Below are 24,355 nucleotides of genomic sequence, written 5' to 3' on the forward strand. Positions count from 1 at the left end.
TGTACTTCAATAGTTCGTAACTTATGAACTATAGAACTAGATGTCAAGGGCTGTTACCATCAAAACCATGAGGCCGCTGACTCACCCATCGATCGAAGACATCACCGTGGAGGGCATCCTGCATGCCCTGTCCGATCCGGTACGAGTGGCGATCTATGCGGAGCTGGCGGGTGCGACGTGCACCAATATCTGCTCGAACTTCCTGCAGATCAGTGACCGCAGCATCCCCAAGTCCACGCTTTCACAGCATTTCCGCGCGCTCCGCGAAGCCGGGCTGGTGCATAGCGAGCGGCGCGGTGTGGAAATGCACAACACCAGCCGTTGCATGGAGATCGAGCAGCGCTTCCCCGGTTTGCTTCCCGCGATCCTGAAGGCACATGGCGTCCAGTCCGCCGACCGCGTCCGCGCCGCCAAGCGCAAGCAGGCTGCTGCCAGGAAGCAGGGCGGCTGAACTCGGCGTCCCCCCGGGGCCAGTTCACTCGGCCCCATCAATGGCCGACGAACAGATCGGCATGAATCGACAGCCCGGACGGAGATAGGCATGCCTGACATGTCGATCCGGCAGCCTGCCATACGTTGCATGGATAGCCGTGGTGCTTGCAGGACGTGCCATCGTCCGGTGCCTGGCCCAATCAGCAGACGACAGGAGATGGAGCCATGCGATTCCTTTCAATGGTCAGGATCAACGAGAACAGCGGACTGCAACCGAGCGAGCGGCTGATGAGCGACATGGGCAAGCTTATCGAGGAGGTGACCAAGGCCGGAGTCATGCTCGACACCGCCGGACTCCGTCCGACTTCGGAAGGCGTGCGCGTGCGGCTATCCCACGGCAAGATCAGCGTGATCGACGGCCCCTTCACCGAGACCAAGGAAGTGATCGGCGGCTACGCGCTGATGGAGACGAAATCGATGGAAGAGGCCATCTATTGGACCGAGCGCTTTCTGAAGGTCCACGGCGACGAGTGGGACATCACCTGCGAAGTGCGCCAGCTGGAAACGCACCCAGAGCCTTGATGCGGTGTTGATGGCGGCTTGGACGTTCCAGGCATTCCGGTTCGCTTGATCGAATAACGTGTCCATGTCAGCAGCCAACGTGCTGCCGACATGGACGCCGATATCAATCCCGATAATCGAGTTTCGGATACCAGTCCGTGCCGCGCCCCTCGGGTGTCATGTCGAGGATGGTCCATATCGGCATCAGGTCGGGCGCGCCGCGCGCGTCCTGGCCGGGGTCGGCGCTTTCGCTACCCATCTCGCCGCTCCAGTAGTGGCGGATCGTACCGTCGCGACGGGTGAACACGTTGATGGCGGCATCGTCGCCGCCGTTTTTGTCGATACCGTGGTAATCGCGGCTGAAGTTGCCGTTGGTGTCGGCATACAGCTTGAGGTCGCGCCAGCCGCGTTCCTTCGCGAAGGCAGTGAGGCGCTCGATCGGCGAGCGCGCGACCACGGCCAGTGCCACGCGCTGGCCGATGTCGCGTGCCTCGCCGTTCCAGGCACTCAACAACGACGTGCACATGGGGCAGGGACGCTCACGCTGCGGGCCGAACATGTAGCTGTAGACGACCAGAGTCTGCTTGTCGCCGAACAGGCCGGCGAAATCGAGTGGCCCGAGTACGCCCTCGAAACGGTAGTCGCCGGTGACCTCGCCGCCGGGCGGCAGGGCACGGCGCTGCTCGGCGACGCGTTCGATGTGACGACGCAGTTCGATCTCCTCGATGAACAGCGCGTTGCGCGCATGGCGGTAGTCGGCGCTTTCGTTCGGGAAGCGCATGCTGTTGCGCTTCGCCAGTTCGGCAGCGGGAACAAGGGTGGGGGTTTGGGTCATGGTCGATCTCCTGTTGGGGCAGGTATCAGTCGCGGCGATTCAATCACGAGCAGGCGCACCGAGTGGGAACAGCGGGCGATACGGACGCGCCTCGTCGACGGCGCGCGCAAACGACGGCCGTGCCAGCAACCGCTGCCGATAGGCGATCACATGCGCGAACGAGGTGTCGATGCGATGCGTCCAGTCGGCATAGAACAGGAACGGTGCGGCGCCGCAGTCGGCCAGACTGAAACGGTCACCGGCCGCCCATTCGCGATCGGCCATGTACTTGTCGAGCCAGCTGTAAGCGGTGTCCAGCATCGCGCGTGCGTCGCCGACACCGCGGGCGTCGCGCTCCGCTTCCGGCCGCAGGCTGTCGAACACGATTTTCTGCTGCGGTGTCGAGATGTAGTTGTCGAAGAAGCGATCCATGCTGCGCACATCGAGCGCGCTGCGGGCATTGGTGGGCAGCAGCGACACTGGCCCGGGATGGTGCAGGCCGAGGTATTCAATGATGATGCTTGCCTCGACGATCGTGCGGCCGGCGTCGACCAGCACCGGCATACGCTGCAACGGCCACAGCGCTGCCCATTCCTGCAGTACCTGCGGCTGGTCCTGCGACAGCAGGCGCCATTCGAACGGCGTGCCATTTTCGTACAGCGCGACCAGCACCTTCTGGCAGTACGACGAGAACGGATGGGCGTAGAGGACGAGATCGTGCCCGGGCGTGGCGTGATGGCTGGACGACATGGTGGCTCCTTGAGTTGTGGCGGCCCGGAACGCTGATCCGGATCCGTTTTCTTCATCCTTGCGACGAACGGGCACGGCTGGAATCGACAGGGTCGGGAAATTTGCTTGTCGGTGCATTCCGGCCTTCGCCGGAATCCTGCCATATGTCTGTCATGCGCCCTGCCTAGGGTGGCTGGATGAGACACACACGACGTTTCTGCGGGCGGCATCTTGCCCCCACTCATGTTTGCGCCGCCGATCATGCTGGCTGCGGTGGTGAACGGTGACGCTCTCACGCCGTCGCTTCCTGTGCGGGGCCGGCAGCGTGATCGGCGGCCTTGTGCTTGCCGATGTACTGCGTGCGGCGCCAGCACAGACGATGCCGATGCGCATGGCGATGCCGACGCTGGCGGCGCCGAAGATGTCGCTGGTGAATCCGGCCACGCTGGCACGTTTCGTCGACCCGCTGCCGGTGCCGCCGATTGCCTGGCCGGCGGGCCGACGCACGCATCCGGCGTATCCCGGCCGTATGCTGCCGTATTACCGGATGGAGATGCGCGCGTTCAGCGCGCGCCTGCATCGCGATCTGCCGCCGACACCACTGTGGGGTTATGACGGCCGTTCACCTGGCCCGACCTTCGAGACGGTGCGCGGCGAGCCGCTGCTGATCGAATGGGTCAATGCGCCGCCGACGAAGCATTTTCTGCCAATCGACCACAACATTCACGGGGCTGAGCGCTCGAAACCGGCCGTGCGCGCGGTAACGCACGTGCACGGCGCGCGCGTGCCGGCCAGCAGCGACGGCTGGCCGGAGGACTGGTTCGTGCCGGGTCATTCGGCGTTGCTGCACTATCCAGGCGCGCAGGATGCGGCGAGCCTGTGGTACCACGACCATGCGATGGGTATCACACGGTTGAACGTCTACGCCGGGTTGTTCGGTGCGTTCAATGTGCGCGATGCGGAGGAGCAGGCGCTTGGCCTGCCAACAGGAGACTGTGACCTACCGCTGATCCTGTGCGACCGCCTGATCGCACAGGACGGCCAGCTGTATTACCCGGCCTCCGATGATCCGTCGGCGCCATGGGTATCGGAATGTCGCGGCAACGCCGTGTTGTGCAATGGCAAGCTCTATCCCTATTTCGAGGTAGAGCCGCGGCGTTATCGTTTGCGTCTGATCAACGTGGCCAACACCAGCTTCTTCGATCTGTCGTTGTCGCAGGGACATGTGTTTCAGCAGGTCGGCAGCGATCAGGGGTTGCTGGACGCACCGCTGCAGCGCTCGCGTATCGAACTCTATCCGGCCGAGCGCGCCGATGTCGTAGTGGACTTCACGGGCATGGCAGGGCAGGCGATACATCTGCGTCAGCAGTCCGCGGAGATCCTGGAATTTCGTGTGCGCGATCGCGGGCGACACGATGCGTCAGTGTTGCCGGCCACGCTGCGGCCGGTGCCACGCATGGATCCAGCAATTGCGGTGCGTGATCGCATGCTGACCGTGGGCGAACAGGACGACGCCAGCGGCAACCCGATGATGATGACGCTCGGCGGCAAGATGTGGTCCGATCCGATCACCGAAAAGCCGAAGCAGAACACGATTGAAACCTGGAGCTTCGTCAACCTGACCGGCGACGCGCATCCGATCCATCTGCATCTGGTGCGCTTCCAGGTGATCGATCGTCGTCCGTTCGATCTGTTCGCGTGGAACGCCCACCGCATCGTCAAGTACACCGGCCCGGCGCAACTGCCGCCGCCGCACGAGGCGGGCTGGAAGGACACCGTACGAGCCGATCCCGGCATGGTCACGCGCATCGCGATGCGCTTCGAAGGCGAGCCCGGCCGCTATGTGTGGCACTGCCATTACCTCGAGCACGAGGACAACGAAATGATGCGGCCGTATGAGCTGTTGCCTAGCTGATTCGCCGGTTTTCTGCAATTGCGTATGGCGTGAGTTGCGCGCACGCGATCGAGCGCCGTAGCCGTAACGTCATGTTCGGCACGTGCGCTGTCGCGACAATGCCAATGTAGCGTCATCTGCGCGGATCACACTGCCGGCGGCTCGCGGAGCGCCCTGCGCACGCAAGCCAGCAATCAGGGGGAACACTCGATCGTCAGCAGGAGATCCAAGTCATGCCCACAGTGTTTGGCTACAAACGTTTGAAACCGCTCTTCATCGGTGTGCTGGTTGCCAGCGTTGCCGGTGTTGTCAGCGCACAGACCACTCAACCCGACAAGGGCGCGACGTACCGCAAGCAGCTGCCGGCCGCTGGCGCGCAGCATCAGCCTGGCTTGCCCGGTGGTGTCGTCACCTTGCATCGTCCCACGCACGCTGGCGACCGCAGTGATCTCACGGTGACGCCGATCAAGCACGTGATCCTTCTGATCGGTGAAAACCGTACCTTCGATCACGTCTATGCCACCTACCAGCCGCCGCGTGGCCAGAGCGTGCGCAACCTGCTGTCCGAAGGCATCGTCAATGCGGACGGTACGCCAGGGCCGAACGTCGCCCTCGCGCGTCAGTGGCAGGCATCGAACACGGGTGCCTATTCGCCGGCGCCGACCCGCACGTCGCCCTATGCACAGTTGCCGGCCATGAACACCGGCGGTGCGCCGACCCAGGCGCCGTTCGCGTCGGCGGCGCAGGCACAGTCGATCGAGCCGGCACTGCCGCAGGATGCCTACGCCGAGCTCGCCGAAGGTGGCACCGGCCTGCCCAGCCACGTCATCGACACACGCTTCCCGAGCCAGCTGCCGAACGCGCCGGTCGACATGCATGCATCGCTCAGTGGCAACGACTACGCCAACAGCCCGGTGCACCGCTTCTTCCAGATGTGGCAACAGCTCGACTGCAACGTGCAGGCCGCTACCCCGCGCAATCCGAGCGGTTGCCGCAACGATCTGTTCCCCTGGGTCGAGACCAGCATCGGTGCCGGCAACGACGGTGCGCCGCAGCCGGCCGGCTTCAACGAGCAGAGTACCGGCGAAGGTTCCACGGCCATGCAATTCCTCAATATCGCCCAGGGTGACGCGCCGTACTTCGCCGAGCTGGCGCGCAACTACGCGCTGAGCGACAACTTCCACCAGTCCGTGATGGGCGGCACCGGTGCCAACCACATCATGCTCGGCTTCGGCAGCCTGATTTACTACGCCGACGCGCAAGGCCATCCGGTGTTGCCGCCGGCGAACCAGATCGAGAACCCGAATGCACAGCCGGGCACCAACAACTGGTATGTGCAGGACGGTTACGGTGGCGGTTCCTACGTCAACTGTGCCGACGATGCGCAGCCAGGCGTGGCGCCGGTCAAGTCGTATCTGCATTCACTGCCTTACCGCACCTTCCGCGGCACCGACTGCAAGCCGGGGGCGTACTACCTGGTGAACAACTACAACCCGGGCTACCTCGGCGATGGCACGCCTGCGCCATTGGGCAGCCAGCAGTTCACCATTCCACCGACCATGCAGGACAACCTCGCACTGCTGCTGGAGCGTCATCGCGTCAGCTGGAAGTATTACGGCGAGGGCTGGGGTGACGGCAAGGAAAACGGCGAGGCTGGCACGTTCTGCAACATCTGCGATCCGTTCCTGTACTCCACCCAGGTGATGACCAATCCGGATCTGCGCCAGAACAACCAGGACATCAACGACCTCTACACCGACATCCAGAACGACACGCTGCCTGCGGTGTCGATCGCCAAGCCCGACGGCATTCTGGACGGCCACCCGGCCTCTTCGAAGCTGGAGTTGTTCGAGGGCTACGTGAAGAAGATCGTCGAGATGGCGAAGGCGAACCCGAAGGTGTGGAACGACACGGTGATCATGGTGACGTTCGATGAGGGTGGCGGTTACTACGACTCAGGCTATATCCAGCCGATCGACTTCTTTGGCGATGGCACGCGCATCCCGCTGCTGGTGGTTTCGCGCTACTCCGAAGGCGGCCGCGTGGTGCACACGTACTACGACCATGTGTCCTTCGACAAATTCGTCGAGGCCAACTGGGGCCTGCACGAGGCGATCTCGGCACGCAGTCGCGACAACCTGCCCAACCCGGTCGCGCGGAGCAGCGACCCCTATGTGCCGGTCAATGCGCCGGCGATCGGCAACCTGATGGACATGTTCGACTTCCATCCGTCCGATACGACGGTGGCGGCAACCAAGGACTGAGCCTCGTGCGGATCGCGCCCTGCCTGTCTGCAGGCAGGGCGTTTCGTCGGTTCCGGCGTCCGGCATGATGCGGATGCCCATTTTTTCCAAAGGCTGCGGAGCACGTTCCAGTCATGACTGATTTCATCCGGCATGCCCGGCGACCTTGCCATCGCGCCGTCGTGAGGCGCAATTTTATTCTGGTAATGCTGTTGTCAGCGGCCGGCTTCGTCAGCTCGCCGGGTCATGCCGACCCCGGCGATTTCGCGGCGATGCCGGGGCTGTGGAAAGTGGTGAAAACGCCGGTCGATCATGGTCACCGTGGCAAGCCGGTGATCGAATGGCATTGTGTGAACGAGGGTGACGATCCCTGGGCCACTTTCGCCAGATTTTCCCTGCCTGCACTCGCCCCGTGTCAGATCGGCGAGCAGCATCGGAGCAGCACGGCCCTGGCATGGGCGGTGAACTGCAGCGGAAATCCGCCGTTACATGGCCGTGGTCATGTGGACTTCGAATCCGCGGAGCACTACACGGCCGGCATCGTGCTGCAGGATCGTGGTGAGATCCTGCAGGTTGAAGGTCAGCGCCGTGCGGCATGCACCGGGCCCAGCGACTGAGGGGGAGGTGCCGCCACGGTCGACATGCGGTATACCCGATACACAGTGCCCATTGCTGTTTCAGTCAATCGGCATCGTTGGGTGCAGGGAACATCAGGATGGTGATTTCCTTGCCTTCGGGAATTTCCAGGGTCGGAGTGCCAAGGGCAGCGATGCGACCCTTGAAGGCATCCAGGTCCTCGCGCTGACCGAGTGCGGAGCGACCATTCACCGCCCAGACGCGGCTGCCCTGTTTCCAGCGTGCCAGCGCTACGTCAAGCTGCGGCGTCACCAGTGCGGTAGTTCCGATCGGCACACTGCCTTTGGGGCGCAGCACGGCGAGCATGGTGGGTGCGTTCGGATCGCCGGTGAATACGGTATCGCCGGGATGCACATGGGCGGCCAGCATAGCGGCGGCCATGTCCCAGCGAGGTTTCGTTTCGGTCTTGTAGACCGGTGCAAGATTGACCATGCACAGCAGCATCAACACGGTCGCCGCGACTGGCAGGATGCGACGCGGCAGGGTGGCGGCGCCGATGCCGGCCAACACGAAAAACGGTGCGGCGCTCCACAGGATATAGCGTGGCAGCAGCATGGATTTGAGCAGCGAGATCGCAAGCAGCAATAGCGGCAATACCGCGAAGCCCAGCAGCAGCACGCGCCCTTCCAGCCGGCCGCGCATGCGCCATAGCCCGACGGCTCCCAGCATCGCCACCAGGAAGCCAAGCAAGGGCACGACCGTGGGCAGCACACTGAATCGAACCACGGCGGCCATGCGCATCAGATACGCGCTCTTGGCCGCGACCTTGAGGTTTTGCCAGCTCAAGGGAGGAATCCAGTCGAACTTGTGCAACATCTGGCCATCACTCGCAGCCAGAATCGCAGCGTAGAAAGGCACGCAGCACACGAGGATGATCGCCGCGCTCAGCAGCCAGTTGCGCCGGAAGCCAAGACGCAGGTCGGGTGACGGTTCCAGGCGCAGACTGCGCCAGATCAGAAACAGCGAAGCATTGGCGGCGATCAGCCAAGGTGCCGCATCACTGAGCACATCCAGTGCGCCGATCGTGCCGAACACATAAGACGCCCAACCGCATACGTCGAAATCCGGATGGCGCATATCCAGTGAGGCTCGCGCAGGATTCTGTGCCAGGCGTACCAGGCCCCACAGTGTGATGGTGATCAGCAAGGTGACCAGCGTGTAGGAGCGGGCTTCCTGGCCGTACTGCACCTGCAGCGGCGACAGCGCCATCAGGAGCCCGGCGACGATGGCGGCGCTGCGGCCGCCGACGCGCCGTGCAATGGCGAACACCATGCCAACAGACAACGTACCGAACAGCGCCGAAGGGATTCGCAACATGGCGTTGGCCGGGCTGAACTGCGAGATCAATTGCAGCAGCAGGAAATAACTCGGCATATGCCGGTTGGAGTTACTGTCCGCGATCAGTTGGCCTGTGCTGAGATGGATCCGTTGAAAGGTGAGTGCCTCGTCGAGCCAGAACGGCTGACGTGCGATATGCAGCAGTCTGGCCAGCAGGCCGATGCACAGCACCAACATCATCCATGCGATATCACCTGCCGGCCATTTCGGGATGGCGCCGGTTGGCCTGTTGTCGTCCGGTGCGGGCGAGTTCATGGGTGGATGCCATAGCGATTGAGCGCGGGCGATCATGTGCAAGCATGCATCGTGATCGTGAGACGAAATATTTCACCGACATGGCAATGCAGCGATCCATCCCGGCCGAGATGTGAAAGCTAACGCGAACAAGCTCGATCGGTTGTCAGCACGAAATTACGTGCTCGTTCGCGTTCAGTCTGGCGTCGGGCGAACGGCATGGATGGGTGCTACTGCCGACACGATCTTGTCTCGATTACGCGATGAAACGGGGGAAGCCTTTTTTCAGTCGGCCGCCTGCCCCGTGTTTGCGGGAGTGTTCTCCAGCGAACGGCACAATTCCCGCAACGCCTGTTGCAATTCCGCGGGATCGCGCACCGATTTGCGCGCTGCCCCGACGGCTTTGCGTACGGTGCCCGGCGTTTCGCCCCGATCGAGCAGTGCGACCGCTGGCGCCCGGCACGCCACGAGCGCATCGACCCAATCCGCCGGCTGGTTGGCAGTGAAGTGCCGCGTGACCAGGCGGCTGGCCCGGAATGCCGGCGCGATCTGTTCCACTGACACGATGGCGGCCACGAAATCATCGGATCGGCGTGCGGGCGTCGCCGGATCCAGCGCATCGGCAAGGATGGCCAGAGCGTTGGCGATCCGTCGCCGCAGCACGGTGGTTGATCGCACGGGCAGCACGAACCAGGCGGAGGCGACGCCGATGATCGCCCCGATCATGATTTCTTCCAGGCGGGGCCACAGGATGAGTGGTGCCGACGAACCCGAGTAGCCCTGCAGCAGGGCCAGCGCAAGGGTGACGAACAGCGCCCACCACGCGTAACCCAGCGGACGCAGCCACAGGCCGAGGAAGACGGCGACCAGGATCAACGCGACCGTGGTCATGTCGTGGGATCCGAGGTGGACAGTGAACGTCAAGGCGAGCAGGGTGCCGGTCGCGGCGCCCAGCACGCGCAGCATGCTCTTGTATGCAACATCCAGCCGGCCGCGGTTGCCGCTGTTGACGATGACGGCGGTGAGCACGATCCATGCCCAGCGCTCGGCGAAGAAGAGGTAGCCGAGCGCGAAGGACAGGCTGAGCGCGACGGCCATCTGGATGGCCATCCGGGTACTCGCGATCGGGCGCAGCGAGCTTTCGTGTGCTGGCGTCGGTGTCGGGTGTTCCGGTGTGCGCATTGGTGGCAGAACGCGCAGGCGACGGGCCAGCGCATGCAGCACGCCCACCCATAGTAAAGCCAGCAGCGCGATGAGTATCGGTACCAGCGACGCCGGGATGACGCTGGCTGGTGCCGCCTGAATGTGCGGTGTGGTGAGCAGCACCACGAACGGCAGCGCGATCAGCGAGCCGGCTCGTTGCGCCATCGGCCCGAACCGGCGCAACCAGATCGACACGAACATGCCGCAGACGAAGACCAGTGCGCCGAGCCACGGCACGCGATGCAGCAGGATGCCGACGCCGACCGCGACCATGCCCACGACGGGCAATGCGATGGCTGCCTCGATGCGACCGCGCAGGTCGCGGTCGAGCTGGCTGCGCGAGAGCGAGAGGCACAGCACCACGGCCAGTACCGCCGGGCCCGGCCCCGGAGCAAACGCCAAGGCGCATAGAAGCGTGGCGATGGCGGCCAGCATGGTCACGCTGGCTTCCCGCAATGCACGCAGGGCTGCGTCAACAGGTGCTGTTGTGCGTGACGGCGTTGCCATGGCAGTGGAAGTCATTCGTGCAACAAGGCGATCGGTGAAGGAGTGGAGCGCAACTTTCGCATGCCTGCTCTCGATGCGCGCTCTAGTGCACTGCCGCCGACACGTCATTGACCAGACGCACCAGGCCGCGCATGTCGAAGTTTGGCGGGTCGAGGGTGGAACCCAGCCGCACGATCACCAGTCGCCTGGATGGCACGATGACGATGCGCTGCCCGTTCATTCCCGAGGCGAAGTACGCATCGCCAGGCATGCCGGTGATGATGTGGCTGCCGTCCGCTGCGGTGCCCGTATTGGTCCAGAAGCCGGCGCCGTAGATGCTGTCGAGCGTCTGCTTGCTGACATAGGCGCTCCATCCTTCGGGCAGGATGCGGCGGCCGTCGAGCATGCCATCGTCGAGGTAGAGCTGACCGAAGCGCGCCCAGTCGCGGGCGGAGGCGTAGATGCGGGTGGAGCCGACCAGGGTTTGCGCGCCATCGAATTCCATCAGCACGTGCTGCATGCCGAGCGGATCGAACAGCTCGCGACGCGCAAAACGGATCAGGCCGGGCGCGCCGCCACCGACGGTGTCGCGCAGGATGCTGCCCAGGATCAGCGTGTTGCCGCTGGTGTATTCCCACTGTGTTCCGGGTGGGATGCGCAGCGCAGCATGTGCGGCGTACGTGGCCATGTCTTTCTGCAGGAACAGCATGGTGGACACCGGATCGAAGCCGCTGTCGTCCTCGGTGAGGTCGAGGCCCGAGGTCATCCGTGACAGCTGGTCGAGCGTGATGGCATGACGCGGATCGGCGGGTGCACTCCAGCTCGGCACGGGTGCCGGTGCGTGCATGTCCAGCTTGCCCTGCCGGACCAGGATGCCGAGCAGGGCGTTCACTACCGACTTGCTCATCGAGTAACCGAGTTGCGGCGTATCCGGGTGGACGCCGGCGGCATAGCGTTCGGCGATGAGCTTGCCGTCGTGCAGCACCACGATCGCGTGCACGTTGCGGTGAGGCCCGCTGGCTGGTTCTGCAAAGGCACGTGTCAGCGCGTCGACGATGGCGGGGTCGGTGTTGACGACGGGCGGCGCGGAGGTCGTTGCAGCTGACGCCACTTCACGCGCAGCCTGCAGGGTTGCCGCATCCGGTGTCATCGTGGGCAGCGCGCAGCCGTAGCCGGGGTAGTAGGTCGCTACGCTGGTGAAGCGGCCATGCCATTGTGCGGTCACGGTTCGTTGCGTGGTGTCGACGGCATAGCGCAGGTGCGGCAGCAGGATTCGCATGCCTTGCATCGGCGCGATGTTCTCGGCAAACACCCGATCCGGCGCGAGGCCGGAAACGAACACGTCCGCGCATAGCGTCTGTGCGACGCTGGCGGTGGCGACCTGCAATGCCCGGTCCGGCCGCTTCCACGCGATGAGTCCCGCCATCACTGCCACCAGTGCGAAGGTGATGAGGAATTTCCACCGGATCATTCCTTTCATGCGCTTCGGCACAGGATTCCTTTATGCGTGGTAGATGAATGTCTTCGGATGTAGCGGCAGGATTCTGCCGGCCCGTGCGTCGCGTGTCGACGCCACGCTAGCCGATTCTTCGTGACTCTGGCAGTGACAGGTCTCGACAGCTCACGGGCTGACGCGCCCAACGCCTTCTTGTTCTGCTTTTCGATGTTGCCCGTTACGGGGTCCGATAGACGTGCCATTGGCGGTGCGGCTGTGTTTCTTCTATGTTGGCGCATCCCACACGCCAAAGGCGCGCAACATGACCGCATCGCTGGAGCACCCCGAGCACCTCAGGCGCAGCCTGTCCAACCGGCACCTGCAACTGATCGCCATCGGTGGTGCCATCGGCACGGGCCTGTTCATGGGCTCGGGCAAGACGATCAGTCTGGCCGGGCCGTCGATCGTGCTGGTCTACCTGATCATCGGCGTGATGCTGTTCTTCGTGATGCGCGCGATGGGCGAGCTGCTGCTGTCCAACCTCGAGTACAAGTCGTTCATCGACTTTTCCACTGACCTGCTCGGACCATGGGCCGGCTTCTTCTGCGGCTGGACTTACTGGTTCTGCTGGATCATCACCGCGATCGCCGACGTGATCGCGATCGCCTCCTACGCCCAGTACTGGTTTCCGGGGCTGGCGCCGTGGATTCCGGCGGTGCTGTGCGTGCTGTTGCTGCTGAGCCTGAACCTGGCCACGGTGAAGTTGTTCGGCGAGATGGAATTCTGGTTCGCGCTGATCAAGATCATCGCGATCTGCGCACTGATCGTGACCGGCTTCGGCCTGGTCGCGTGGGGTTTCCGCTCGCCATCGGGGCACGTGGCGTCGGTGGCCAACCTGTGGAATGACGGCGGTGTCTTCCCGAAGGGGCTGGGCGGCTTCTTCGCCGGCTTCCAGATCGCGGTGTTCGCCTTCGTCGGTATCGAGCTGGTCGGCACTACCGCCGCCGAGACGGCCGACCCGAGGCGCAACCTGCCCAAGGCGATCAACTCGATTCCGGTACGCATCATCATTTTTTACGTGCTGGCCCTGCTCGCGATCATGGTGGTGACGCCGTGGCGCATGGTCGAGCCGGGCAAGAGCCCGTTCGTGGAGCTGTTCGTACTGGCCGGCATCCCGGCTGCTGCCAGCCTGATCAACTTCGTGGTGTTGACCTCGGCCACTTCGTCGGCGAACAGCGGCATTTTCTCCACCAGCCGCATGTTGTTTGGTCTAGCCGAGGAGAATCATGCGCCGAAGGCGTTTGCCCGGTTGTCGCGTGCGGCAGTGCCGTCGCGCGGCCTGCTGTTTTCCTGCTTCTGCCTGCTGTTGGGTGCGGCCCTGATCTACCTGATCCCAGACCTGATCACCGCGTTCACCCTGGTCACCACGTTGTCCGCGATACTTTTCATGTTCGTCTGGTCGCTAATCCTGTTCGCTTATATCGCGTATCGGCGCAAGCGCCCGCAACTGCATGAAGCGTCGGACTACAAGATGCCCGGCGGCGTGTTCATGTGCTGGGTCTGCCTGGTGTTCTTCGTCTTCGTGCTGGCCCTGCTCAGCCTGCGGGACGATACCCGCCAGGCGCTGCTGGTCAGTCCACTTTGGTTCGTGCTGCTGGCGGTGGGTTATCTGTGGAAGGGGCGCCGGGCACGGCGTGTGTGATTCGATGCATTGACTGGAGCGACAGTGTGATCCGACGGTGCATGAGATGGTTCGTGCTGTTCGTGCTTGCGGCGTTAGCGGGTGACGCCGTGGCGGCCGGTGCGGCGATGCCGGCGCATGCGTCGTTCACCATCGACTCCGCGCTGCTCAAGGAAGTCCGCCGCATCAACGTCTACACACCGCCCGGCTACGCCGCGGCGAAGAATGCGCGTTACCCGGTGCTGTACATGCCTGACGGCGGCATGCAGGAGGACTTTCCGCATGTCGCCACCGATGTCGACTCGGCGATCCGTGCCGGCGAGATGCGGCCGATGATCGTGGTCGGCATCGAGAACACCGAGCGGCGTCGCGACATGACCGGCCCGACCGATGTCGACAGCGATCGCAAGATCGCCGTGCATGTGGGCGGCTCGGTGGCGTTTCGTGCGTTCATCGCGAACGAGTTGATGCCGCAGGTGCGTCAGCGCTATCGCACAAGCGACAAGACAGCGATCGTCGGCGAGTCCCTTGCCGGCCTGTTTGTCGTCGAGACATTCTTGCTGCAGCCGAAGTTGTTCGATACGTATATCGCGCTCAGCCCCAGCCTGTGGTGGAACAACATGGCACTGGCACACTCCGCTGCCACGCGCCTGAAGGCAAGGCCGGGTTTGACCGGAACGCTTTATTTCGCCACCGCGAGCGACGACGATATCGGCGATGCCGGCGAGGTCCTGCAAGCGGCATTGCGCGCGAATGCGCCGCATGGGCTGATCTGGTTTTACCAGGCATGGCCCGACTTGCACCACAGCAACATCTATATCAATGCTTCGCCCAGGGTTTTTCGCCAGTTGTTTCCGCCGGAATAGCGCCTGGACACAACAGCGCATGGAAACGCCTCGATCGGCGCTCGACGCCAGCCAACCAGCGTCCTAGTATCGAACGGCGACCACGTGCCGCATCAATCCTGCGGGAGTAGTGCACATGAAACGTCTGCTGATCGGAATTGTCGTTGTTGTGCTGATGGTGGTCGTACTCGGCGTGGGCGCGCTGCTGCTGGTCGACGTCAATCACTTTCGTCCCCAGATCCAGACCACGCTCAGCAAGGCGCTGGGCCGCGAGGTGACGCTGGGCAAGCTGCATGTAGCGGTGTGGGAAGGGTCGCTCGACGCCGACGATATCCACATCGGCGATGATCCGGCGTTCGGCACGCAGCCGTTCATCAGTGCGCACTCGCTCGAACTGGGTGTGCGCCTGTGGCCGCTGCTGCTGCACCGCGAACTGCAGATCACCTCGCTGACGCTGGATCAGCCCAGCGTCAGCCTGTCGCAGAACCGCGACGGCAACTGGAACTTTGCCACGTTCGGTGGCCGCGGTGCGGCGGCCCCGACTCCCGCGGCAACCCCGGCCAATACGCCCAGCCAGCCGCTTGCGTTCAGCGTCGACCAGCTGCGCATAAAAGATGGCCGCATCGACGTTGCGCGCGCCGTCGGCGGCGCACGCAGCTACCAGAACGTGCAGTTGAGTGCTGACCACGTCGGTCTCGGTGCCGCCTTCCCGTTCTCGATGAGTGCAGCGATTGCCGGTGGTGGAACGCTGCAGCTCGACGGCAAGCTCGGTCCGTGGAACGCAACCAATGCGGTGCTGACGCCGGTCGATGCACACCTGGTCATGCACAACCTGGACCTGGTCGGCGCCGGACTGATGAGCAGCAGCGCTGGCGTCGGCGGTGTGCTCGATATCGACACGCGCATCAACTCGGACAAGGGTGCGCTGCAATCGAAAGGCGGTATCGATGCGCGTCAGCTCAAGCTGGTGGCTGCGGGTTCGGCCTCGCCGCGGCCGGTGCGCATCGATTATGAAGCCAGCTACGAGCTCAGCAGTGGCCGTGGCAGCATCGACCATTCCACACTGGGCATTGGCGCGACGCATGTAACCATCAACGGCAGCTTCGACAACCGGCTGAAGGTCATGCAGCTGGACCTGCACATCAATGGCAAGCAGTTGCCGGTCGATGACCTGGAGCCGTTGTTGCCGGTCTTCGGCGTGGTGCTGCCGAAAAACTCCAGTCTAAGCGGCGGCACTCTGGGCGTGGACATGCATGCGCAGGGCCCGCTCGACGCACTGGTGATTACCGGCCCGGTGACCCTGGACAACTCCCGCTTGAACGGTTTCAGTCTGGGTTCGAAACTCGGCGGTGCGTTGACCCTGGCCGGGATCAAGACACCGAAGGACACCGTGATCCGGCATGCCGACGCAACGTTGAATATCGCGCCGTCGGGCATCCGCTCCGACCCGGTCCATGCGGACATCGTCGACCTTGGCAACATCGCCGGGCAGGGCAGCATGGGGAAGGACGGGCAGCTCGACTTCCGCATGCTGGTCAAACTTGACCAGGCTGTCACCGGCGGAGGTCAGGGTGGTCAAGGCATCGGCGGCCTGCTCGGCAATTCGGGCGCGGGACGCTTGCTTGGTGGCGTGCTTGGCGGCGCCAGCGCGCAGGGTATCGGCGTGCATGTGACAGGCACCGCCAGCGCGCCCAGCTTCAAGATCGACCCGACCGCCGTCACTGGCCTGCTCAAGGCGGGTCTTGCGGGCTCGAAGAACACGGGCTCTCCGGCGATGGGTACGGGCACTTCCAGCAAATCGACCAGCAAGAAAGATGTGCTCAACGGTTTGCTGCAGGGCGCGCTGGGCTCGAAGAAGGGACACTAGGCGTGTTTGTCGTCCGGCGCAGCGCATGGCCGACCGCGCTGGATATTCGTGGTCGATGCCTACACATTGACAGGATCTGAGATTTTCGGAGGTTCCCATGGCAACGGGTTGGGCAGGCGATGGTGCCGTGCAAGACCAGATCGACGCCACGGTCAACGACGCGGTGCAACGCGCACGCCAGCAGTTGCACAAGGGCCCTGGGCTGATGCGCTGCGAGGAATGCGATGTGCCGATTCCAGCGGCGCGGCGCAAGGCCGTACCGGGTGTGCGTTTGTGCGTGGCCTGCCAGGAAGCGCATGACGAAGAGAGCCGCGGCGCCGGCCTCTACAACCGTCGCGGCAGCAAGGACAGCCAGTTGCGCTGAGCAGCGTTAGGGCGAGTGCCTTCGGCCACGCTGCGCTAGACGTTCGTTTCCAGTCGCGTGGCGATGCGTACCTCGCCAGTCAGCACCTTGTGGATCGGGCACAGGTTGGCGATCTGCAGCAGGCGCTCGCGCTGTTCCTCGGTCAAGGATCCCTGCAGGGTGATCGCGCGCGCGATGTCGTTGCCGGTCGCGGGTGTGCCGTCGGGATTGAAGCGCAGCTCGACGCCGACGCCGGTCAGCGGCCACTGCTTGCGTGCCGCATACATCTGCAAGGTGATCGCGGTGCAGGCGCCGAGCGCGGAAAGCAGCAAGTGATGCGGTGACGGCCCGGCATCGGCGCCACCCGCGTCGGCTGGCTCGTCCGCCAGCCAGCTGTGCCCTGACTCATCGGTCAATGTCACCGTGAACGGCGTGGAGCCGGTGACGGCGCGGACGGTCGCAAGGGTCATGGGCGTGTTCTCAGGTCGGGTAGATCCACTCATCATCGTCTCATTCACATGCAGGTGCCAAAGGAAGGTCCTGGCTGCCGCGCGCCCGCATGGTGTTGATCAGCGGCAAGCTTTGCCTTGCGCTACTATCGCGCCGTGCCTGACTGAACGGTATGTGGGCCGGTTCCAAGGCAACACTTCGAATGAACGCGTGCGAGCTTCGACGGTGTCGATCCGACGTGGCGAGCCGCAGATCAGCAGGATGCTCAATGGTTGATCTCCGACTGGAGGTTTACGTCCATGGCAGACAACAAGTCTTTCCCGATATTGTCGATTTCCGGAGTCGACTGGAATGACCCGCAACTGGGGTCGCTACTGAACAAGTCCGGGGACTGGCACCTCGACAATCGTGGTTCGGCACCGCCATTGGACCTGCATATCCATTTTGGATGGGGTGCCGGCGTTACCAAGCCGGCCGTGCTGGTCTGGCAGAACGACGAAGCGATGGTTCTCCAGACCGGGTTCCCGCTGGGGCAAGGTGAGCATGTACGTGTGGACCGGCCGCAGGAGTCCGGCACGGAAACCCTCTGGGGTGAGGTTCTCGCGAGTCGGCCAGGGCAGCGGGCCGACGACCAGGCAAACGGCATCCAGGTGCACTGGTTGCGCATGCGCTGAGCGGGAGTGGATCTGCAAACCAGAGTGTCGTGCTGTGCGGCAACGCGCTTCAGGTCCACTGCCTGCGGTGTCCTGGTTTGACCGGCGCGTGGCATCTGCATCCGGGTCGGCAGCTACGCAAAGGGGAGGAAGTATGGCCAGGTTGCGATTGGTGATTTTCCTGCTGCCAGGGTACCTGTTGCTGGCTGCCTGCGCCACGTATGGTTGGCATGGCGACCATGCCACACCGTTCGACACGGCCCGGAAGAATTGCGATGCCCTCGCGGCGGCTCAGTCAGCAGGGCAGGCACGCGACGCCACCTTCGATGCCTGCATGAACGGGGAAGGTTGGCAGAGGCGCTGACGGCGGCCGCCGCGGCCCGGTAAGCTGGCAGTGGAATGACTGCTGCCGGTCAATCCCGCACCCTTGTGGCATGGTCGCGGAGTATCGTTGGCACAACCGCTTTTCATAACCGTGCTTGCCGGGGAGGCACTGGCCATTTCCACCTCATCGAATCAATCCGAACTTGCGCCTGGCATCAACTACTTCTTTGCCGTGCTGCCGGATGACCTCGCGAGGTCCGAGATCGCCGGCGTGGGCGAGCGTTTCCGCAAGTCGCACCGGGTCAGCGGATCGCCGGTTGGCATCTACGGGTTGCATCTGTTGCTGTGCCCGATGGGCAAGCCTGAGCGCTTGCGGCAACCCCTGGAAAGTGCGTTGCTGGCTGCGGCCGGCGAGGTGCGTGCCAGCGGCTTTGTCGCCGCCCTGGATTCGGCGATGCGTTTCAGCGCCAAGGACGGTCAGTTCCCGTTCGTGCTGTGTGCGGACACCGCCACCACCGAGTCGGCATTGCAGCTGCGCAAGGCGATCGCCGCAGCGCAGGCCCGGGTTGGGCTGCAGGTAAGCGGAGTCTCCAGCTTCCTGCCCCACGTGACCCTGTTGCACGGGCACGCGGTCGACGCGATCGAGGAATCGATCGCTCCGATTCACTGGCACGTGCGTGAGTTCGTGCTGATACGCAGTTTCTTCGGCCAGTCCAAATACGAAGTGATCGGGCGTTGGCCGCTGGCGATCGAGTCTGAGCCCGAGATGCATGATTTGCTGGCGGAACTGGCCAACATGCCGGAGCTGCCCCAGCTTCCAGGCGAGGAATAGAGGGCTGCGCGATATCCTTGATCGCACAGCTCTACGTAGCTTAGCCGGCAGTCGACTCGACGAAGGTCACCATGTTGCCGTCCGGATCACTCACCGGAACGAAGCGCATGAAGTGGGTGGCGGTCTGTGGTGGGGCCGCGTCGATATGTCGACCCTGCAGTCCTGCCAGTACCTTGTCGAGGTCGTCGACGATGATGCCAACCGTGGCTGAGCCCGCATGGTTCTGCTGGTCGGCAGAGTCGTGCCTGGGCAGCACCTGGATCGTTGTGGATTTGGCGATCTGCCATTCGGCGCAGGATGCGCTCGGGCGGTTGTCGGGTGCACGACCGAACAGACGGGCATACCAAGCGCTGGAGGCAGCGAAATCGCTCACGGCAACAGTGGCGAAAACCGGATGTGCGTTCATGACGTGTCTCCGCGGTAACAGGTACAGATTTAGCGCCTTGTAGATGTCGGGCGCGTGAAGGGCGGAGTGACAGGCCTCATCTTCCCATGTTGCGCGCCGATTTTGCGCATCCGTGGCTCGGCCAGGCGCGCACTGGTCCGTATACTCGCGGCCTGATCGAATGAACTGCCAGGATTGACCGATGTCCCAGATTCCCGCTTGCCCGTTATGTGCCATGGAAAACGTCTACCCGGACGGCGACAACCATGTGTGTGCCGATTGCGGCCACGAATGGCCGATCATGGCGAGCGCGGATGCGACAGACGCCAGCGTGGTGGTGCGGGACGTCAACGGCAACGTGCTTAACAGCGGCGACACAGTGACGGTGATCAAGGACCTGAAAGTGAAGGGTTCGTCGATTCCGCTGAAGCAGGGCGGCTTGATCCGCAACATCCGCCTGGTCGACGGCGACAATGAGCACATCGAAGGCAATTCGGACAAGATCAAGGGTCTGGTGCTGAAGGTCTGCTATTTGAAAAAAGCCTGACGGCTGAGGAATCTGCCTGGTGCGCCGAAGGCGCGCCCCGTAACGGGATGGAGGTGCCGCTGCCGGCTCTTACGGCAAGGGCATGTCGTTCATCACCGACCGGTTACCACCCTGTCGCTTGGCGCCGTACATCGCATCGTCGGCATGCCGCATCAACTGCCTGTCTTCCTCGCCATGCTCTGGATAGACGGCTATTCCGATGCTCGACGATATATGCAGGCAGTGGCCGCCCAGTTCAAACGGTTGCTCAAGTGCGAAACGGATTTTCTCGGCGACCGACGTTGCGTGCTCCGGCTGGCTGATGCAGTTGAGCAACACCACGAATTCGTCGCCGCCGATGCGACCGACGGTGTCCGACTCGCGCAAGCAGTGGCTGATCCGAGTGGCGACTTCGCGCAGCAACAGATCGCCGACGTCATGGCCAAAGCTGTCGTTGACCAGCTTGAACCTGTCCAGGTCGAGATAGAGCACAGACAGCCTCGTCCTGTCCCGGCGGACCCTGGCCAGCGCGGTACGCAGCCGGTCGTGGAACAGTTCGCGATTGGGCAGGGCGGTAAGCTGGTCGTGTCGCGCGATGTATTGCAGCCAGGTTTCGGTCTGCTTGCGCTCGATCGCCGCGGCCACCTGGGTGGAGACGAACTGCAGCAGGGCCTTGTCCTTTTCGGTGTAACGCACGTCGCCCGAATAACTCTGCACCACTAGCGCGCCGATGACGCCGCGTTGCGTGCGGAGCGGCACGCCGAGCCATTCCAGCGAATCGCGGCCGACGATGGGTCCGACAAACTCCGACAACGGAACCTGGATATCGGGTGTCAGCAGCAAAGCCTTGCCGCTGCGGATCACTTCAGCGCTGAGTGTGCCGGTGTCCAGTCTGCGCGGGGCAGGTGCCTCGTCAAACTGGTCGACGAAGTAGGGGAAGCTCAGTTCATCCTTCTCAGCGTCGTACAGGGCCACAAAGAAATTGCTGGCCGGCAGCAGTTTGCCGACGATCTGGTGGATGTACCGGAACAGTGCCAGCAGATCTTCGGCCGAGTGAGCGGCTTCGGAGATCGCGTGCAGCGCCACCTGCATCGACTCGGCGCGCTTGAGTTCAGTGATGTCACGCGCCACGGCGATCCGCATGCCATCGGCTGCCGACCAGCGTGCGGACCACATGATGTGAATGACCTGCCCGTCCTTGCGCACGTAACGGTTCTGAAAATGCGGCTTGGGCTGCCCGGCCATGATCTCGTTGGCCGCCTGCAGCGTACGCGCGCGATCGTCGGGATGGACCAGTTCGATCATCGGCCGTCCGATGATCTCTTCCGGCGTATAGCCGAAGATACGCTCGAACGCGGCACTGACGAAAACGTAGCGACCTTGCACATCGACCACACAGATCGCGTCGAGCAGGAGGTCCATCACCTTGCCGAGCGGAACGTTGGTGCCGGGCTCCGTCACTGCAGGCGACATGGTCATGCGCCTCTTGCCAGGAGGCGGCATACGGATCGAGCGTGGCCTGTACAGATCATGGTCCTATCCTAACGCGCCGCCGCAGTTGCTCAAGCAGGCATGGAAGGACTGTCACGAGAACACTCACTTGTGCGAACGAGGTAACACTCTTGCTGCCGGAAGCCAGTTGGCGGAAAGGGATGTATCATAGATGAGAGTGATTGTCATTGGCGTTTCCAGCCAACTCGGTTAAAGTTTGCGGGACTCCCTTGTCCGTGCAGACCTTATGTCACTGTCCCATCAATTTCTCCGCACCACCCGCGTCGTCCATCTCTATCTCGGTGTATTTACCGCGCCGATGCTGCTGTTCTTCGCGATCACCGGTGGGTTGCAGAGCTTCAGCTTGCATGAGACCACTCGCGGAAGCAGCTATACGCCGCCAGCGTGGCTGGCGAGCATGGCGCAACTGCACAAGAAGCAGACCACGGTGGTGCCGGTGAAGCGGCCGCGGCCGCCGGAAGCGCAGGTCGTTACGGCGATTCCTGGTGCTGCGATCGTGATGCCGTCACCAGTGAGCTCTTCAACGGAGGCGCGGGCGACAACGCCATCGAGCGAGCCGCTCGAGCGCGCCGAAGCGAAACCGAAAAAGAACTTGCTGCCGATGAAGATTTTCTTCGGCCTGGTATCGCTGGGCCTGCTCATTTCGGTGTTGAGCGGTCTGTACATGGCCTGGCGCTTCACCCGCAAGCCAGGGCTTTTCGGCACGACCCTGTTCGCCGGAATCATCGTGCCGCTGCTGCTCCTGCTGTTCTGAACGCAGGTTGCGAACTGAGACGAAGACGGCGGCCCTCAAGGCCGCCGTCTTCGTCTCGCCATACCGTCATTCCAGTACGCCAGATGCCTCAGGCGATCGTCAGCGTGACGTCAATGTTGTTGCGGGTGGCGTTGGAGTATGGGCACACGATGTGCGCCTTCTGCACCAGCGCCTCGGCATCGGCGCGCGGCAAGCCGGGAATCGAGATGCTCAGCTCGACCTCGATGCCGAAGCCGGTCGCGATCGGGCCGATGCCGACCTGGCCAGTCACCTGCGTATCGGCGGGCAGCTGAAACTTCTGCTGGGCCGCCACGTACTTCATTGCGCCGAGGAAGCAGGCCGAGTAGCCGGCAGCGAACAGTTGCTCCGGGTTGGTGCCGTCGCCACCCGCGCCGCCGAGTTCCTTCGGCGTGGTCAGCTTGATGTCGAGTACGTTGTCGGACGAGGTGGCGCGACCGTCACGACCGCCGGTGGCGGTAGCTTTGGCGCGATACAGGACTTTTTCGATGGACATGGGTGTCTCCTGTTGCGTGGGTGGTTGGGTTGCCGCTTATATATAGTTGGCTATTAAATAGCGCACTATTCAAATAGGAAAAAGAGATGAATCGATCAGGCCTCGCCAGACAGCCTGCTGCGCAGATCCTGCAACTCGTCTTTGAGATGCTTCAGTTCGCTGGGCGTGCACTGACTGGCGCAGAACACCGATTCCTGCACCTTGCCAGCCTTGGCCTGCAAGGCCTTGCCGCGCGCAGTCAGGGTGATGACGACATGCCGCTCATCCTCGCGTGAACGCAGCCGCGCCACCAGTCCGGCGGTTTCCAGACGCTTGAGTAGTGGCGTCAGCGTAGCCGAGTCCAGAAACAGCCGCGCACCGATCTCCGACACGCTCTGGCTCTCGTCCTGCCACAACACCATCATCACCAGATACTGCGGATAGGTGAGGCCCAACGGCTTGAGCAGCTTGCGATACACCTTGTTCATCGCAAGCCCGGCCGAGTACAAGGCGAAACACAGCTGCGCATCCAGCTTCGGTGTGGACGCGGCGATAACCGATGGCGATGGACGGGAGCTGCTCATGGCTGCGCATATTAAATAGCGCGCTATATAATTGCAAGCGACTTTGATAATTACTTTCCTGTGCGTTCGTCCGCTACGATCCTGTCCAGCCACCATGAGGTCTGTCCATGAACCGTCGAATGAAATCCCTTCTGCAACTGGGCGCTGCAGCCATCTTCGTATTTGCCGGCATCAACGTGCGGGCGAAGGACGCACATGCCCCTGCTCAGCGTGAAGTGCTTGGTGCAGTGGATGCATTGTTCGATGCCATGGCGAAACATGACGTGGACGCCTCGCGCAAACTCATCGTGCCCGGCGCCAGCTTCGTGGTGCTGAAGCCCGATGGCACTGTGGCGATGGAGCACGACAGTGACTATCTGGATTCGTTGGCCAAGCACAAGGAAGCATTCCGCGAACGCATCTGGAGCGCGCAGGTCACGGTGCAGGGCGACATTGCACAGGTGTGGGCACCGTACGACTTCCACCTCGACGGCAAACTGTCCCATTGCGGCATCGACAGCTTCAGCATGGTGCGCACTGTCGAAGGCTGGCGCGTGGCCGGTGTGAGCTACACCGTGCAGAAAGTGGGCTGTACGCCGAGTCCGCTGGATACGAGGAAGTAGCGGCCGACGATTGATGCATTCGGAAACAAATGGAACAGGGCGGCTATTCCCGAACACCCAGCAGCTGACCTGTTTCGTATGTCAGTGGACAAGCGGGGCCAGGACATGACCTTGATGGCTCATCGCGTACTCAGCCAGTTTGCCTTGCAGGAAGGTGGCCGAATCCACGACGCGTCCATCCTGAAACCGGATCGTGTACTTGGTCCCCGACATCGACGAACCCGTGCCGCAGTAGGTAATGAAGTCTTCGGCCGTCTTCACGCGGCTGCCGGCAAAGCGCAGTTTCAGGCGCATGTGGTCGGCGGCGTGAGTGGCGTCATATTCAGTGCCGTTGCGGATGAAGGCCGCGCCCTGCAAGGTGGCCACCGAATCGATCAGGTAGGCAATCTTCTGTTGCTCGATGTCCTGCTGAGCGAACGCCGGCAGTGCCAGCAGGGCTAACAGCAATATGGCCGCGATCATCTTGTGCACGGGTTCGCTCCGTTGCCGCCGGTGATGT

Annotated in this window: 25 protein-coding genes; 14 read left to right on the top strand and 11 right to left on the bottom strand. The window is 63.0% G+C overall.

Translation table 11 applies throughout. The features are described 5' to 3' along the window. Positions 1-67 precede the first annotated feature (67 nt). Together IE071_RS03650 and IE071_RS03655 are read left to right on the top strand one after the other, a co-directional pair. Positions 68-451: an ArsR/SmtB family transcription factor gene (locus IE071_RS03650; RefSeq protein WP_189439792.1), complete on the top strand. Its 384-nt coding sequence runs from the start codon at positions 68-70 to the stop codon at positions 449-451. Between the two features lie 206 nt (positions 452-657). Continuing rightward, a complete protein-coding gene (locus tag IE071_RS03655; RefSeq protein ID WP_189439793.1) occupies positions 658-1,014 on the top strand; it encodes a YciI family protein in 357 nt (118 codons plus the stop codon). A gap of 103 nt (positions 1,015-1,117) precedes the next feature. Here the strand turns inward: IE071_RS03655 and IE071_RS03660 are convergent, their stop codons facing one another. Then, positions 1,118-1,828 (bottom strand): DUF899 family protein, encoded by a 711-nt coding sequence (locus IE071_RS03660; RefSeq protein WP_189439794.1) that lies wholly within the window; start codon positions 1,826-1,828, stop codon positions 1,118-1,120. 39 nt (positions 1,829-1,867) lie between these two features. Further along, positions 1,868-2,557 (bottom strand): glutathione S-transferase family protein, encoded by a 690-nt coding sequence (locus tag IE071_RS03665; protein WP_189439795.1) that lies wholly within the window; start codon positions 2,555-2,557, stop codon positions 1,868-1,870. A 262-nt stretch (positions 2,558-2,819) separates the two neighbouring features. Between IE071_RS03665 and IE071_RS03670 the strand changes: the two genes are divergently transcribed. The 3 genes from IE071_RS03670 (at position 2,820) to IE071_RS03680 (ending at position 7,290) form a co-directional block, all read left to right on the top strand. Continuing rightward, positions 2,820-4,451 (top strand): multicopper oxidase family protein, encoded by a 1,632-nt coding sequence (locus tag IE071_RS03670; protein WP_229792729.1) that lies wholly within the window; start codon positions 2,820-2,822, stop codon positions 4,449-4,451. 212 nt (positions 4,452-4,663) lie between these two features. Next, positions 4,664-6,694, top strand: coding sequence for an alkaline phosphatase family protein (locus IE071_RS03675; protein ID WP_189439796.1), 2,031 nt, complete (start codon positions 4,664-4,666; stop codon positions 6,692-6,694). Positions 6,695-6,807: 113 nt separating this feature from the next. Next, the gene (locus IE071_RS03680) at positions 6,808-7,290 is read left to right on the top strand and encodes a hypothetical protein (RefSeq protein ID WP_189439797.1); all 483 of its coding nucleotides are present in this window, start codon (positions 6,808-6,810) and stop codon (positions 7,288-7,290) included. Positions 7,291-7,354: 64 nt separating this feature from the next. On the opposite strand, the gene IE071_RS03685 is transcribed toward IE071_RS03680, so the two are convergent. The 3 genes from IE071_RS03685 to IE071_RS03695 form a co-directional block, all read right to left on the bottom strand. Then, complete coding sequence (locus tag IE071_RS03685; RefSeq protein ID WP_189439798.1) at positions 7,355-8,902, bottom strand: glycosyltransferase family 39 protein; 1,548 nt, start codon at positions 8,900-8,902, stop codon at positions 7,355-7,357. Between the two features lie 264 nt (positions 8,903-9,166). After that, the gene (locus IE071_RS03690) at positions 9,167-10,519 is read right to left on the bottom strand and encodes an FUSC family protein (RefSeq protein WP_229792825.1); all 1,353 of its coding nucleotides are present in this window, start codon (positions 10,517-10,519) and stop codon (positions 9,167-9,169) included. Between the two features lie 154 nt (positions 10,520-10,673). Then, positions 10,674-12,050, bottom strand: coding sequence for a serine hydrolase domain-containing protein (locus tag IE071_RS03695; RefSeq protein ID WP_189439800.1), 1,377 nt, complete (start codon positions 12,048-12,050; stop codon positions 10,674-10,676). Between the two features lie 277 nt (positions 12,051-12,327). On the opposite strand from IE071_RS03695, the gene cycA reads away from it, so the two are divergent. From cycA to IE071_RS03715, 4 genes are all read left to right on the top strand, one after another. After that, positions 12,328-13,707: a D-serine/D-alanine/glycine transporter gene (gene cycA / locus IE071_RS03700; protein ID WP_189439801.1), complete on the top strand. Its 1,380-nt coding sequence runs from the start codon at positions 12,328-12,330 to the stop codon at positions 13,705-13,707. A 41-nt stretch (positions 13,708-13,748) separates the two neighbouring features. Next, positions 13,749-14,552, top strand: a complete 804-nt coding sequence (locus IE071_RS03705; RefSeq protein WP_189439802.1) for an alpha/beta hydrolase — start codon at positions 13,749-13,751, stop codon at positions 14,550-14,552. A 115-nt stretch (positions 14,553-14,667) separates the two neighbouring features. After that, entirely contained in the window at positions 14,668-16,398 is a 1,731-nt protein-coding gene (locus IE071_RS03710) for an AsmA family protein (protein ID WP_189439803.1), read from the top strand. A gap of 97 nt (positions 16,399-16,495) precedes the next feature. Further along, entirely contained in the window at positions 16,496-16,762 is a 267-nt protein-coding gene (locus tag IE071_RS03715; protein ID WP_189439804.1) for a DksA/TraR family C4-type zinc finger protein, read from the top strand. A 35-nt stretch (positions 16,763-16,797) separates the two neighbouring features. Here IE071_RS03715 and IE071_RS03720 read toward each other — a convergent pair whose 3' ends face one another. Further along, positions 16,798-17,211 carry an OsmC family protein gene (locus IE071_RS03720; protein WP_189439805.1) on the bottom strand — a complete coding sequence of 138 codons (414 nt, stop codon included), beginning with the start codon at positions 17,209-17,211 and terminating at the stop codon, positions 16,798-16,800. A gap of 279 nt (positions 17,212-17,490) precedes the next feature. Between IE071_RS03720 and IE071_RS03725 the strand changes: the two genes are divergently transcribed. Then, entirely contained in the window at positions 17,491-17,865 is a 375-nt protein-coding gene (locus IE071_RS03725; protein WP_189439806.1) for a hypothetical protein, read from the top strand. A gap of 430 nt (positions 17,866-18,295) precedes the next feature. Continuing rightward, positions 18,296-19,000, top strand: a complete 705-nt coding sequence (locus IE071_RS03730) for a 2'-5' RNA ligase family protein (RefSeq protein ID WP_229792730.1) — start codon at positions 18,296-18,298, stop codon at positions 18,998-19,000. Between the two features lie 40 nt (positions 19,001-19,040). Here IE071_RS03730 and IE071_RS03735 read toward each other — a convergent pair whose 3' ends face one another. After that, positions 19,041-19,406: a VOC family protein gene (locus tag IE071_RS03735; RefSeq protein WP_189439807.1), complete on the bottom strand. Its 366-nt coding sequence runs from the start codon at positions 19,404-19,406 to the stop codon at positions 19,041-19,043. Positions 19,407-19,587: 181 nt separating this feature from the next. On the opposite strand from IE071_RS03735, the gene IE071_RS03740 reads away from it, so the two are divergent. Then, complete coding sequence (locus IE071_RS03740) at positions 19,588-19,932, top strand: zinc ribbon domain-containing protein YjdM (RefSeq protein ID WP_189439808.1); 345 nt, start codon at positions 19,588-19,590, stop codon at positions 19,930-19,932. Between the two features lie 69 nt (positions 19,933-20,001). Here IE071_RS03740 and IE071_RS03745 read toward each other — a convergent pair whose 3' ends face one another. Next, positions 20,002-21,390, bottom strand: a complete 1,389-nt coding sequence (locus tag IE071_RS03745) for a sensor domain-containing protein (RefSeq protein ID WP_229792731.1) — start codon at positions 21,388-21,390, stop codon at positions 20,002-20,004. Positions 21,391-21,649: 259 nt separating this feature from the next. Between IE071_RS03745 and IE071_RS03750 the strand changes: the two genes are divergently transcribed. Beyond that, complete coding sequence (locus IE071_RS03750) at positions 21,650-22,177, top strand: PepSY domain-containing protein (RefSeq protein WP_189439809.1); 528 nt, start codon at positions 21,650-21,652, stop codon at positions 22,175-22,177. 88 nt (positions 22,178-22,265) lie between these two features. Here the strand turns inward: IE071_RS03750 and IE071_RS03755 are convergent, their stop codons facing one another. Together IE071_RS03755 and IE071_RS03760 are read right to left on the bottom strand one after the other, a co-directional pair. After that, a complete protein-coding gene (locus IE071_RS03755) occupies positions 22,266-22,691 on the bottom strand; it encodes an organic hydroperoxide resistance protein (RefSeq protein ID WP_189439810.1) in 426 nt (141 codons plus the stop codon). 95 nt (positions 22,692-22,786) lie between these two features. Next, complete coding sequence (locus IE071_RS03760; protein ID WP_189439811.1) at positions 22,787-23,254, bottom strand: MarR family winged helix-turn-helix transcriptional regulator; 468 nt, start codon at positions 23,252-23,254, stop codon at positions 22,787-22,789. A 119-nt stretch (positions 23,255-23,373) separates the two neighbouring features. Between IE071_RS03760 and IE071_RS03765 the strand changes: the two genes are divergently transcribed. Next, on the top strand, positions 23,374-23,856 hold the full coding sequence (locus tag IE071_RS03765) for a nuclear transport factor 2 family protein (protein WP_189439812.1): 483 nt from the start codon (positions 23,374-23,376) through the stop codon (positions 23,854-23,856). Positions 23,857-23,937: 81 nt separating this feature from the next. Here the strand turns inward: IE071_RS03765 and IE071_RS03770 are convergent, their stop codons facing one another. Continuing rightward, positions 23,938-24,318, bottom strand: coding sequence for a DUF5329 family protein (locus tag IE071_RS03770; RefSeq protein WP_189440883.1), 381 nt, complete (start codon positions 24,316-24,318; stop codon positions 23,938-23,940). Between the last annotated feature and the right edge of the window lie 37 nt (positions 24,319-24,355).

It is taken from the genome of Rhodanobacter panaciterrae (assembly GCF_014651895.1).
Classification (GTDB): Bacteria; Pseudomonadota; Gammaproteobacteria; order Xanthomonadales; family Rhodanobacteraceae; genus Rhodanobacter; species Rhodanobacter panaciterrae.

Excerpts from the sequence above, each read along its gene's own strand:
- IE071_RS03650 (WP_189439792.1), top strand. The coding sequence starts at position 68 with ATGAGGCCGCTGACTCACCCATCGATCGAAGACATCACCGTGGAGGGC.
- IE071_RS03655 (WP_189439793.1), top strand. The coding sequence starts at position 658 with ATGCGATTCCTTTCAATGGTCAGGATCAACGAGAACAGCGGACTGCAA.
- IE071_RS03660 (WP_189439794.1), bottom strand. The coding sequence starts at position 1,828 with ATGACCCAAACCCCCACCCTTGTTCCCGCTGCCGAACTGGCGAAGCGC.
- IE071_RS03665 (WP_189439795.1), bottom strand. The coding sequence starts at position 2,557 with ATGTCGTCCAGCCATCACGCCACGCCCGGGCACGATCTCGTCCTCTAC.
- IE071_RS03675 (WP_189439796.1), top strand. The coding sequence starts at position 4,664 with ATGCCCACAGTGTTTGGCTACAAACGTTTGAAACCGCTCTTCATCGGT.
- IE071_RS03680 (WP_189439797.1), top strand. The coding sequence starts at position 6,808 with ATGACTGATTTCATCCGGCATGCCCGGCGACCTTGCCATCGCGCCGTC.
- IE071_RS03685 (WP_189439798.1), bottom strand. The coding sequence starts at position 8,902 with ATGAACTCGCCCGCACCGGACGACAACAGGCCAACCGGCGCCATCCCG.
- IE071_RS03690 (WP_229792825.1), bottom strand. The coding sequence starts at position 10,519 with ATGCTGGCCGCCATCGCCACGCTTCTATGCGCCTTGGCGTTTGCTCCG.
- IE071_RS03695 (WP_189439800.1), bottom strand. The coding sequence starts at position 12,050 with ATGAAAGGAATGATCCGGTGGAAATTCCTCATCACCTTCGCACTGGTG.
- cycA (WP_189439801.1), top strand. The coding sequence starts at position 12,328 with ATGACCGCATCGCTGGAGCACCCCGAGCACCTCAGGCGCAGCCTGTCC.
- IE071_RS03705 (WP_189439802.1), top strand. The coding sequence starts at position 13,749 with ATGAGATGGTTCGTGCTGTTCGTGCTTGCGGCGTTAGCGGGTGACGCC.
- IE071_RS03710 (WP_189439803.1), top strand. The coding sequence starts at position 14,668 with ATGAAACGTCTGCTGATCGGAATTGTCGTTGTTGTGCTGATGGTGGTC.
- IE071_RS03715 (WP_189439804.1), top strand. The coding sequence starts at position 16,496 with ATGGCAACGGGTTGGGCAGGCGATGGTGCCGTGCAAGACCAGATCGAC.
- IE071_RS03720 (WP_189439805.1), bottom strand. The coding sequence starts at position 17,211 with ATGACCCTTGCGACCGTCCGCGCCGTCACCGGCTCCACGCCGTTCACG.
- IE071_RS03725 (WP_189439806.1), top strand. The coding sequence starts at position 17,491 with ATGGCAGACAACAAGTCTTTCCCGATATTGTCGATTTCCGGAGTCGAC.
- IE071_RS03735 (WP_189439807.1), bottom strand. The coding sequence starts at position 19,406 with ATGAACGCACATCCGGTTTTCGCCACTGTTGCCGTGAGCGATTTCGCT.
- IE071_RS03740 (WP_189439808.1), top strand. The coding sequence starts at position 19,588 with ATGTCCCAGATTCCCGCTTGCCCGTTATGTGCCATGGAAAACGTCTAC.
- IE071_RS03745 (WP_229792731.1), bottom strand. The coding sequence starts at position 21,390 with ATGACCATGTCGCCTGCAGTGACGGAGCCCGGCACCAACGTTCCGCTC.
- IE071_RS03750 (WP_189439809.1), top strand. The coding sequence starts at position 21,650 with ATGTCACTGTCCCATCAATTTCTCCGCACCACCCGCGTCGTCCATCTC.
- IE071_RS03755 (WP_189439810.1), bottom strand. The coding sequence starts at position 22,691 with ATGTCCATCGAAAAAGTCCTGTATCGCGCCAAAGCTACCGCCACCGGC.
- IE071_RS03760 (WP_189439811.1), bottom strand. The coding sequence starts at position 23,254 with ATGAGCAGCTCCCGTCCATCGCCATCGGTTATCGCCGCGTCCACACCG.
- IE071_RS03765 (WP_189439812.1), top strand. The coding sequence starts at position 23,374 with ATGAAATCCCTTCTGCAACTGGGCGCTGCAGCCATCTTCGTATTTGCC.
- IE071_RS03770 (WP_189440883.1), bottom strand. The coding sequence starts at position 24,318 with ATGATCGCGGCCATATTGCTGTTAGCCCTGCTGGCACTGCCGGCGTTC.